This window comes from Agathobaculum sp. LCP25S3_E8 (assembly GCF_052117165.1).
GTDB lineage: Bacteria > Bacillota > Clostridia > Oscillospirales > Butyricicoccaceae > Agathobaculum.
Window position 1 is genome coordinate 44,687 of record NZ_JBQKJR010000018.1, and the last position, 10,177, is coordinate 54,863.

At 55.3% G+C, this 10,177-nt stretch carries 10 protein-coding genes; 9 read left to right on the forward strand and 1 reads right to left on the reverse strand.

All coding sequences use genetic code 11. From position 1 onward, the window contains the following. Window positions 1–53 precede the first annotated feature (53 nt). The 5 genes from ACTQ34_RS08360 (at window position 54) to ybaK (ending at window position 6,270) form a co-directional block, all read left to right on the forward strand. Entirely contained in the window at window positions 54–1,910 is a 1,857-nt protein-coding gene (locus ACTQ34_RS08360; protein ID WP_441363381.1) for an efflux RND transporter periplasmic adaptor subunit, read from the forward strand. Continuing rightward, window positions 1,910–2,641, forward strand: coding sequence for an ABC transporter ATP-binding protein (locus ACTQ34_RS08365; protein ID WP_441363382.1), 732 nt, complete (start codon window positions 1,910–1,912; stop codon window positions 2,639–2,641). The genes ACTQ34_RS08360 and ACTQ34_RS08365 overlap by 1 nt, the downstream gene beginning before the upstream one ends. Window positions 2,642–2,644: 3 nt before the next feature. After that, on the forward strand, window positions 2,645–3,820 hold the full coding sequence (locus ACTQ34_RS08370; RefSeq protein WP_441363383.1) for an ABC transporter permease: 1,176 nt from the start codon (window positions 2,645–2,647) through the stop codon (window positions 3,818–3,820). A 13-nt stretch (window positions 3,821–3,833) separates the two neighbouring features. Next, a complete protein-coding gene (locus tag ACTQ34_RS08375) occupies window positions 3,834–5,681 on the forward strand; it encodes an S-layer homology domain-containing protein (RefSeq protein WP_441363384.1) in 1,848 nt (615 codons plus the stop codon). A gap of 109 nt (window positions 5,682–5,790) precedes the next feature. Continuing rightward, the gene (gene ybaK, locus ACTQ34_RS08380) at window positions 5,791–6,270 is read left to right on the forward strand and encodes a Cys-tRNA(Pro) deacylase (protein WP_441363385.1); all 480 of its coding nucleotides are present in this window, start codon (window positions 5,791–5,793) and stop codon (window positions 6,268–6,270) included. Here ybaK and ACTQ34_RS08385 read toward each other — a convergent pair. Continuing rightward, a complete protein-coding gene (locus ACTQ34_RS08385; protein ID WP_441363386.1) occupies window positions 6,257–7,027 on the reverse strand; it encodes a hypothetical protein in 771 nt (256 codons plus the stop codon). The genes ybaK and ACTQ34_RS08385 overlap by 14 nt on opposite strands. Before the next feature lie 128 nt (window positions 7,028–7,155). On the opposite strand from ACTQ34_RS08385, the gene ACTQ34_RS08390 reads away from it, so the two are divergent. Genes ACTQ34_RS08390 through ACTQ34_RS08405 form a run of 4 tightly spaced genes read left to right on the forward strand, consistent with a single transcriptional unit; the run spans window position 7,156 to window position 10,027 of the window. Next, window positions 7,156–7,668 carry a YqeG family HAD IIIA-type phosphatase gene (locus tag ACTQ34_RS08390; RefSeq protein ID WP_441363387.1) on the forward strand — a complete coding sequence of 171 codons (513 nt, stop codon included), beginning with the start codon at window positions 7,156–7,158 and terminating at the stop codon, window positions 7,666–7,668. After that, complete coding sequence (locus tag ACTQ34_RS08395) at window positions 7,661–8,521, forward strand: TIM barrel protein (RefSeq protein WP_441363388.1); 861 nt, start codon at window positions 7,661–7,663, stop codon at window positions 8,519–8,521. The genes ACTQ34_RS08390 and ACTQ34_RS08395 overlap by 8 nt, the downstream gene beginning before the upstream one ends. Next, on the forward strand, window positions 8,518–8,952 hold the full coding sequence (aroQ, locus tag ACTQ34_RS08400) for a type II 3-dehydroquinate dehydratase (RefSeq protein WP_441363389.1): 435 nt from the start codon (window positions 8,518–8,520) through the stop codon (window positions 8,950–8,952). Before ACTQ34_RS08395 ends, aroQ begins: the two co-directional genes overlap by 4 nt. A gap of 10 nt (window positions 8,953–8,962) precedes the next feature. Beyond that, window positions 8,963–10,027, forward strand: coding sequence for an aminopeptidase P family protein (locus tag ACTQ34_RS08405; RefSeq protein ID WP_441363390.1), 1,065 nt, complete (start codon window positions 8,963–8,965; stop codon window positions 10,025–10,027). The last annotated feature ends 150 nt before the right edge of the window (window positions 10,028–10,177 follow it).

Below are 10,177 nucleotides of genomic sequence, written 5' to 3' on the forward strand. Positions count from 1 at the left end.
GTCGCGCTTATGATGATACGCGGCAATAAAACCTGAGCAGGAGGGAGCAAAGATTGAAACTGCCGTTTGATAAATTGCGCGATAAAACGCGTCAAAAGGGTAGAAAGACGTTCGCTGCGGGCAATGAGAACAAAGTGGAGCATGCCGCGGAAAGCGCACCGCCCGGTGTGCACAGTAAAAAGAAAAAACGCCGGAAGCTGAAAAAGAAGATAGTTATCCCGATCACGTTGCTGGTCGTGCTTGCTGTCGTGTTCGGCGTGCGGCACTTTTTGCTGTCCGGAAAGGGAGAGGTGACGCAAACTTTTACCGAGAGCGAAGCCACAAGGCAGGACATCCAGCTGACGCTGTCTGCAACCGGCACCATTGAACCGGCCAATCAGTATGACGTCACCAGCTCGGTGCAGGGAGAGGTGATCTCCTGCACATTTGAGGAAGGCGACGAGGTGAAAAAGGGCGATACCCTGTATGAAATTGACAGCACCGATGCGCAGAATTCGATTGAACAGGCACAGCTGTCCTTACAGCAGAGCCAGAACAGCTATAATCAGACGGTTGAGAGTCTGGATGACCTCAATATCAAGTCGGATAAAGCCGGCGTGGTGACCAAGCTGTACGTCGAGACGGGTGATCAGGTGCAGGCAGGGGCGACAATTGCGGATGTGCGCGATTCTTCGTCCATGGAATTGACCGTGCCCTTTAACGCCTCGGATGCGGCTGCGTTCAGCGTGGGAGCGACGGCGACGGTCACAATGGACGGCTCGTTTGAAACTTTGACCGGCACCGTTACAGCGATCGACGCAGCAGATACTGTGCTGGATGGGTATCAAATCGTCCGTTATGTGACCATTCGAGTGAGCAATCCTGGCGGTCTGTCCACCTCCTCGGCGGCAAGCGCAACGATAAATGGGGTGGCCTGCAATCAGGGCGCAAACTTTACCTATCTGTCTGAATTTACCATCACGGCGAATGCTGCCGGAAAAGTAGCGAGCCTGTCTATCCGCGAGGGTTCGTCTGTATCGGCAGGGCAGACCGTGGCGACGCTGTCCTCTACTTCGGTGGAAAATCAGGTAGAAAACAGCAAGCTGTCGCTGGCTCAGCAGCAACTTTCCTATCAGAATACGGTCGATAAGCTGGACGATTATACCATCACCGCGCCTATCGACGGCACTGTGATCACCAAAAACACCAAGGTGGGCGACACACTTGACGCGACCAACGGACAGACAACGCTGGCGGTTATTTATGACCTGTCCTATTTGACCTTCGATATTTCGCTTGACGAGCTGGACATCAATCAGGTGGCGGTAGGGCAGACGGTCAATATTACCTGTGACTCACTGGAGAATGCCGGTACCATCGAAGGCGTGGTGACCAAGGTTTCGGTTGCAGGTACGACCGAAAACGGTGTGACCAGTTATCCGGTGACCGTGCAGATTGATAATCCGCCGGAGGATTTGCTGCCTGGGATGAACGTGGACGCGACCATCGTGGTGGATGAGGCACCGGATGCAATTGCTGTGCCGATTTCTGCGGTGCAGCGTGGGAATATCGTCTATGTCAAGGATGACAGCGCGAAAAATACAGATGGAACCATGGTGAACGGTACGCTGCTGCCTGACGGCTGGAAGGCGGTCGAGGTGGAAACCGGCTTGTCAGATGACAATTACATTGAGATTGTCTCCGGCATTGCAGAAGGAGATATTGTTTATGTGCCGCAGGTGATGCATGAATCCTCCGGTGAGGAGGGTGAGATGGGCATGATGCCCGGCGGCATGGGCGGTATGTCCGGCGGTGAGATGGGCGGTATGCCTGCCGGTGGCGGCGGCATGCCCTCTGGTGGCGGAGGCGGCATGCCCTCCGGCGGTGGTGGCGGTATGCCTTCCGGTGGTGGCGGAGGCGGTATGCCGTGATGAATACGCAACAGGAGACAACCGGAACACCGCTGATTGAGCTGCGCGATATCTATAAGATTTACCATATGGGCGACACGGATGTGCACGCTTCGGACGGTGTTTCGATGAAGATTTATAAGGGCGAATTTGTAGCGATTGTCGGGCAGTCGGGCTCGGGCAAAAGCACGCTCATGAATATCATCGGCTGTCTGGATGTGCCGACGAGCGGGCAGTATTTCTTGAACGGTGAGGACGTATCCGAGCTGACCGATGACGAGCAGGCCGAGATCCGCAATAAAACGCTGGGATTCATTTTTCAGCAGTATAATCTGATCCCCAAGCTCAACGTGCAGGAAAACGTCGAGCTGTCGCTATTATATGCAGGTGTACCCGCGGATGAACGTGCCGAGCGGGCGCGGTATCAGATTGCACGCGTCGGCCTTGCGGGCAAGGAGAAAAACCTGCCAAGTCAGCTTTCCGGCGGTCAGCAGCAACGTGTTTCCATCGCCCGTGCGCTCGCCGGAAACCCTTCGGTCATTCTCGCGGACGAACCAACCGGCGCGCTGGATTCGCGCACCAGCCGCGAGGTGCTGGATTTTTTGCAAAAGCTCAACGACGAGGGAAACACCATTGTTCTGATTACGCATGATAACAGCATTGCGCAGGAGGCAAAGCGTGTCATCCGCGTGGCGGACGGAAAAATCATCTTTGACGGCCCGGCACGCGAGGCCTTCCCGAGAGGAGACTGACGGATGGGATTTACACAGGCGTTCAAACTGGCGCTCAAAAGTCTGGCTGGCAGTAAGATGCGCGCATTTCTGACCATGCTGGGTATTATCATTGGCGTCGGATCGGTGATCATTCTCGTTTCGCTTATGCAGGGCATGACGGGCGAGGTTACCTCGATGTTTGAGGATATGGGCACCAATATGCTGACCGTCAATGTTACCGGGCGTGGCTCGTCCCGCACGGTGGATGTGGACGATATGTATGACCTTTATGAAGAAAACACGGATGTGTTTATGGGCATGAGTCCGACGGTAGCCATTATGGGTTCGGTCAAAACCGCAACCGATTCGGACAGCTTTTCATCCACCTCGGTCAGCGGCGTTTCTGAACAATATGCAGAAATCAACGGTCTTGGGCTGCAAAGCGGCCGCTTTATCAGCTATGCGGATTTGGAGGCACGCAGCAAGGTTGCCGTGGTCGGCACTTATGTAGCAAATATGCTGGGCGGGAATGCGGTCGGGCAGACGGTTAAGGTCAACGGAAACGCGCTGACCGTTGTCGGCGTGATCGAGCAGCAGGATGACTCAACCGAAGGTTCGCTGGACGATTGCATTTATCTGCCGTATACCACCGCTTCTAAGCTGACTTTCGGGCAGATTTCTACGTATACCTTTGCTACATGGGATTCTTCGCTCAATGCGCAGGGTACGACCATTCTGGATAATGCGCTGTATGCGGTGTTTGAAAATGATGATTTTTACAACATTTCCGATATGCAGGAAATGATTGACTCGATGGGGGAGATGACCGGCATGATGACCATGGTGCTGGTCGGTATTGCGGGCATTTCTCTGCTCGTGGGCGGCATCGGTATTATGAATATCATGCTGGTATCGGTTACGGAGCGCACGCGTGAAATTGGCATTCGTAAATCGCTTGGCGCCAAAAAACGCGATATCATGCGACAGTTTGTCATCGAGGCAGGCACAACCTCAGCGCTCGGCGGCGTGATTGGCATTGTGTTTGGTGCGGCGGTGGCGCTCGCGCTGGGGCAGGCAATTGGCATCAATGCGGCGCCGTCGGTCAGCGCGGTCGGTGTCAGCTTCGGCGTTTCGGTGTTCATTGGCGTATTTTTCGGCTTTATGCCGGCCAATAAGGCGGCAAAGCTCAACCCGATTGACGCACTGCGCTATGATTAAAAGGAGGAGAAGTATGAAAAGGATACTTTCGCTGCTGCTGACGGTGGCGATGCTGCTCAGCTGTCTGCCGGCGGCGTTTGCCGCGTCAGCAGTTTCGGAAAGCGTGGTGGAGCAGGTCATCCGTTCGACCGGCATCATGGTGGGCGATACAAGCGGCAATATGAATCTGGATAAAACAGTCACTCGTGCGGAGTATGCCAAGATGCTGGTCGCGGCGTCCAGCTATAAAGACAAGGTGGCGGGCACGTCCAATGTTTCGCCGTTCAAAGATGTGCCCTACACGCACTGGGCGGCAGGTTACATCAAGACTGCGGTGCAGCAGGGGTGGCTGACCGGTTATCTGGACGGCAGCTACAAGCCGAATCAGACAGTAACACTGGAGGAGGCGGCAACCAGCTGCCTCAAACTGCTCGGCTATACCACCGAGGATTTTTCCGGCTCTTACCCTTACGGACAGCTTGCGCTTTATCAGTCGCTTGGGCTGGACACGGGCGTAACTGCTTCTCAGGGCACAACTATGACCCGTCGCAACATGATGTACCTGTTCTATAATCTGCTCAACGCCGATACCAAAGATGGGCAGGTTTATGCGCAGACGCTGGGCTATACCCTGAACAGCAACGGGGAAATCGACTATCTGAGCATGGTGACGGACACTATGGAAGGGCCGTTTGTAGTGGAAGGCAGTCTGTCTGAGCTGGTTTCAACCGAGAACAAGACGGTTTATCGCAATGGCTATGCATCCACGGCTGATGCGGTGCAGAAATATGATGTCATTTACTATAATGACTCGACCATCTGGGCTTATGCCAACGCGGTCAGTGGCACCTATCAGTCGGCGTCGCCCTCGACCTCTTCGCCGACCTCGGTGACGGTTGCAGGCAATACCTACGAAATCGAGACAAGCGAGGCGGCGTATGCGCTCTCGGCGCTCGGCGGACTGAATATCGGGGATGTGGTTACGCTGCTGCTCGGCCGAGACGGCAAGGTAGCTTATGCGCTGCCCGCGGAGGACTATGCCGCATCGGTTGCCGGTGTGGTGACTGCGGTTGGTACCGGCACATACTATAACGCGGTTGGCAATGCATACACTGCCCGCACCATCACCGTCACCGCAACTGACGGAGAAAGCTATATCTACCCTTGTGCAAAGACCACGATTTATGAAGGAGACTTGGTTTCTATCGGTTTCGGCTCGTCCGAAACCGATGTTTCTATCCTGCAATCTTCTTCTCTGACCGGAACGGTATCGGGCCGCACCATTGGCAGCCGTGCCATGGCGGATGATATCCGGATTCTGGATGTCAATGATACCGCAGCTGTGCGCGTTTATTATTCGCGGTTAGACGGTGCGGTGCTGGAAAGCAGCGATGTGCGCTATTATGCGGTAAACGACGCGGGAGAGATTACGGATTTAATTCTGCGGGACTTTACGGGCGACCTGTATGAGTACGGCATTATTACCTCAGCCAAAAATGAGTCGAACGATATGAGCACATCGGGCGAGTACACTTATCTGGTAAATGGTGAGAAAAAAACGCTGACCACCAGCGGCAGTTCGCTGGGGGCATCAGCCGGACCGGCGCGGCTGACGATGGAAAACGGGCAGTTACAATCCGTGCGTGCACTGAGCCAGATTAAAAATCCGGACAGCATCACACAGCTGGGCGTAACCAAGGATGACGAAAGCTGGCTGTTCTGGGATAACTGCGCGGTATATCTGTATCAGAATTCAAACTACAGTTTGTTTTCGCTGACTGAGTTGCGGAACAACTTGGATGCCTATGACATCACCTGCTATTACGACAAGGATACGGATGACGGTGGACGTATCCGCATTGTGATTGCGCGACCTGCATAATACTGACAAAAAAGGGTTTCTCTCTTGGAGAAACCCTTTTGATATTTCTTGCGCTTTGCACAAATGGAAGCTATAATATCTGTATAAAACGCAGATTGGAGCGAGAAAAATGGCTTCGGACAAAACCAATGTGATGCGCGTGCTGGAACAGCATAAAATCGCGTATATCGCACATGAATATCCGCACGGCAAGGAAGCGGTGGACGGCGTGACGGTGGCTGAATTACTTGGTCAGAACGTGGAACAGGTGTTCAAAACGCTGGTCGCGCGCGGCCGATCGGGCAGCTACCATGTGTTTGTCATCCCAGTGGCAAAGGAGCTTGACCTGAAAAAAGCCGCCAAAGCCGCTGGGGAGAAGTCGGTTGAGTTGGTGCATGTCAAAGAATTGTTGGGACTGACCGGCTATGTGCGCGGCGGCTGCTCACCAGTCGGTATGAAAAAAGCATTTGCGACTGTATTTGATGAGAGTGTGAACGCTATCCCGACCGTAATTGTATCAGCGGGTAAAATCGGCTACCAGATTGAATGTGCTCCCGGTGAACTGATTGCGCTGACCCGGGCAAAAACCGCGCCTATTACGACGGATTGAGTAACTCCTCTGCATCCGGAAACAGCGCGAATACGGTCTGTACGCCGCATCCTGTCAGCTGCGCGAGCTTGGCCTCTAATGTGGAGGCATCATCAAACAAGACAAAGTGCGCGCGTCCGTCGGTGTCGGTGTAGGTGAAGTATTTGGCGCACAGCTCGCGGGAGAAGAACGCCTGCGCCCCGGTGTGCGTGAGCAACGCCTCGCGCTCGACTTTGGTCAGGGTCTTGCCGTTCGGGCTGGAAGAGGGCAGGGTGAAATCCTGCGAGACCGGCTGCAAAAACGCCGCGATGCGCGCCGCGCCGTAGATGCCTTGCAGGGACGAAATATAGGCGGTCAGGCTGCCGCCCGAGAGCGCGGTCGGTGTGGTCAAAATCGCGTGTGTCAGCTGGCGGCCGCAGGCAAGCGGGACGAAAAACGGGATATCCGCTTCATGAAGCGCAGTATCAAAAGCGGTCAGCAGTGCACGGCCGCGCGGTGTGTCGTGTTCAAAGTCTGCGAATACGCCGGGGGCGCCCGTGCGCTTAGCCTCAAAAACCAGATCGGCCGCCAGTCGGTCCGGGTTGCAGAGGGCCAGATCGAGCGGTGGGTCACATAGGCCGAGCAGACAATTCGCCTGCGCGGTGGGCAGCTGTAAACGCTGCAAAGCGCCTTTGGGCGTAATACCCAGACAGAGATGTAGAACGGGCATGCCTTGCCCGGCTGCGCGTGCCGTATCCCGGCCGGTGCATACCAGCACCAGATTTTTCGTATATACCATCATGATCGACTCCCTTGTGTTCGGGGCAGCGCGCATGGTGGAGAATGCGGCGCCGCACTGGACTTTTTGGACAAATTCTATTACACTATATGTGGCAGTTGCCAAAGTGAGAACGCAGGAGTGAACGAATGAGCAAACTGATTCCGGATTATGTGTTTGATTCTATTTATGATATTACGCCCGCGCTGCTCGAGCAGCATGGGATTCGCGGCGTGCTGATTGATCTGGACGGCACAATGGCCTCGCACAAGGCGGCGCTGCCGCCGGATACGCTTGCGCCTTTTGTGCGTACGCTGCGCGAGGCCGGCGTGCAGGTGCTGGTGTTTTCCAACAACCGGGAAAGACGGGTGGGAAAGTTTTGCGAGGCGCTGGGTGCGGAATATATTTGTCGGGCGACAAAACCCCTGTCGTTTGGCTTTCGCCGCGCGGCAAAGCGGCTTGGTTTGCCGCTCAGTCAGATTGCTGTGGTGGGCGACCAAATTTTTACCGATGTGCTTGGCGGGAACTGCGTCGGCGCGCTGACCTGTTATGTGCAGACGCTGGACCGTCATTATTTCTGGGTGAACGTGCGCTATCAGATTGAGCGTGGCTTTATTGAACGCGGCAAGCGCAGAATGGAGGCAAGAGGACGGCATGAGTAAGGCAAGATTCGGCCCGGCGGGCAATTCCGAGTCCTTTGCTGCCGAAGGCTTCAAAAAAAGTGAGGACGCGCCCGCGTGGCTGGCCGCCAAGGGGCTGACCGCGTTTGAATACCAGTGCGGTCGCGGTGTGCGCTGCGGAGAGGAGACCGCGCGCAAAATCGGCGCGGCGGCAGCGCTGCATGATATCCGAATGAGCATTCACGCACCGTATTTTATCAACCTGTCCTCTGAGGAAACCGAACGGATGGAAAAGAACATCGGCTATGTGCTGGAAACGGCGCGGCTGGCGGTGCCGCTGGGTGCGACGCGCATGGTGGTGCACTGCGGCGGACAGGGCAAGCTGACGCGCGAGCGCGCGATGCGCAATACGCATGAGAACGTAAAAAACATCCTGCGTGCACTGGACGAAGCGCATCTGACCGACTGCACGGTTTGTCTGGAAACTATGGGCAAGAAAAGTGTACTCGGCTCGGCGGAAGAGGTTTGCGAACTGGTCGCGGCGGACGAGCGCTTGCTGCCCTGCATCGACTTCGGCCATCTGAACTGCCGCACGGATGGCGGCATGTCCACCCGCGAGGATGTGCGGCGATTATTTGACCTGATGGAGAACACCATCGGTGTGGAACGCACGCGCGTGCTGCATGCGCATTTTTCGCATATTGAATACAATACCAAAGGCGAGGTACGGCATCTGACCTTTGCCGATACGGAATACGGACCGGACTTTACGCCGGTGGCGCAGGAGGCTGCGGCGCGTGGCTATACCCCGACTTTCATTTGTGAATCGGCCGGAACACAGGCCGAGGATGCTGTGACGATGATGCAAATTTTTCACAAGGAGATAGAAAAATGAAAAAAGTGCTGCTGATTCATGGACCCAATCTCAATCTGACCGGCCAGCGAGAGCCGGGCATTTACGGCTCGGACACGCTTGCCACCATCAACGCGGAAGTGGTCAACAAATGCCAGCGTCTGGGGATGGAGTGCACAGTGTTCCAGTCTAACTCGGAGGGCGCGCTTATCGACCGCATTCATGCCGCGCGCGAGGACTGTGATGCCATCATCATCAACGCGGGCGCGTATACGCATTACAGTTATGCGCTGCGTGACGCGATTGCCGCGGTGCGGCTGCCGGCTGTGGAGGTGCATATGTCAAATGTACATGCGCGCGAAGAATTCCGTCACAAGTCGGTCATTGGGCCGGTGTGCGCGGGCGCTATCGCTGGCTTCGGAAAGCACAGCTACCTGTTAGCTGTGGACGCTGTCAAGGCGATCATCGGGTAAGGGGAAAATAATGAAACGAAAACAATTGCAGGAGATGCTGCTGGAAGCACCGTATGATGCATTGGTATTGACAAGCGAGGTTAACCGCCGCTATGCGACTGGTTTTCATTCGACGGCGGGCACGGTGTATCTGTCCGCTCAGCAGGCGGTGTTCTATACGGATTTCCGCTATGTTGAGGCGGCACGCGCTGCGGTTACGGATTTTGAGGTGCGCGAGATTGGCGTTGGACGCAGCTACACCGCAGCTATCAATGAGCTGATTGAGCAGGACGGTGTGCGCACAGTAGCGCTGGAGGATGAAGCGCTGACGCATGCCGAATATACGCGGTGGGCGACTGCACTGCATGCCACCGTCATGCGGCTAGAGGACAGCGTTGCCCGTCTGCGTATCATCAAAGAGGATGACGAGGTCGAAAAGATCGTTGCAGCGCAGCGCATCGCTGAGCAGGCGTTCGAGGAGGTTATGAACGACATCCGCGTTGGCGTGACCGAAAAGGAGATTGCCGCGCGCCTGACCTATCTGATGCTGCACTATGGGGCGGAGAATATGTCGTTCGACCCGATTGTGGTGTCGGGTGCGAACAGTTCCAAGCCGCACGGAGTCCCCACCGATAAAACGATTGCGGCAGGGGATTTTGTGACGATGGATTTTGGCTGTATTGTAGACGGCTACTGTTCGGATATGACGCGCACAGTTGCGGTTGGGCATGTGACTGAGGAAATGCAGCGCGTATATGACATTGTTCTGGATGCGCAGTTGGCGGGCATCGCGTGCTGTAAGGCGGGGATATCCGGCCGAGAGGTGGATGGTGCGGCGCGTCGTGTGATTGAGGCGGCGGGTTACGGTGACGCTTTTGGTCACGGCTTCGGTCATGGCGTGGGTCTGGAAATTCACGAGATGCCGACGGCGTCCTCGCGTGCAGAGGCGATACTGCCCGCGGGCAGTATCTTGACGGCGGAACCGGGCATTTACTTACCCGGGAAATTTGGTGTGCGCACTGAGGATATGCTGTATGTTATCGAGGACGGCTGCATCAATTTGACCGAAGCACCTAAGACACTGCGTATTCTGTAAATATAAAATCGCATGACAGAACAAAGCACCGGAAACGCTTGAAGTGACCCCCAAAAGTTAGACAATATTTGAAAGCAAAAATTGTTTAAGCAGCCGAAAGGGCTTGTTGTCTGTGAATTGCAGGCGGCAAGCCCTTTAGCTTTGCCTTGA

What these genes read in the sequence shown, in the direction of transcription:
- ACTQ34_RS08395 (WP_441363388.1), top strand. Translation starts at nt 7,661, where the DNA reads ATGAGTAAGGCAAGATTCGGCCCGGCGGGCAATTCCGAGTCCTTTGCT.
- ACTQ34_RS08375 (WP_441363384.1), top strand. Translation starts at nt 3,834, where the DNA reads ATGAAAAGGATACTTTCGCTGCTGCTGACGGTGGCGATGCTGCTCAGC.
- ACTQ34_RS08405 (WP_441363390.1), top strand. Translation starts at nt 8,963, where the DNA reads ATGAAACGAAAACAATTGCAGGAGATGCTGCTGGAAGCACCGTATGAT.
- ACTQ34_RS08390 (WP_441363387.1), top strand. Translation starts at nt 7,156, where the DNA reads ATGAGCAAACTGATTCCGGATTATGTGTTTGATTCTATTTATGATATT.
- ybaK (WP_441363385.1), top strand. Translation starts at nt 5,791, where the DNA reads ATGGCTTCGGACAAAACCAATGTGATGCGCGTGCTGGAACAGCATAAA.
- ACTQ34_RS08365 (WP_441363382.1), top strand. Translation starts at nt 1,910, where the DNA reads ATGAATACGCAACAGGAGACAACCGGAACACCGCTGATTGAGCTGCGC.
- ACTQ34_RS08370 (WP_441363383.1), top strand. Translation starts at nt 2,645, where the DNA reads ATGGGATTTACACAGGCGTTCAAACTGGCGCTCAAAAGTCTGGCTGGC.
- ACTQ34_RS08385 (WP_441363386.1), bottom strand. Translation starts at nt 7,027, where the DNA reads ATGGTATATACGAAAAATCTGGTGCTGGTATGCACCGGCCGGGATACG.
- aroQ (WP_441363389.1), top strand. Translation starts at nt 8,518, where the DNA reads ATGAAAAAAGTGCTGCTGATTCATGGACCCAATCTCAATCTGACCGGC.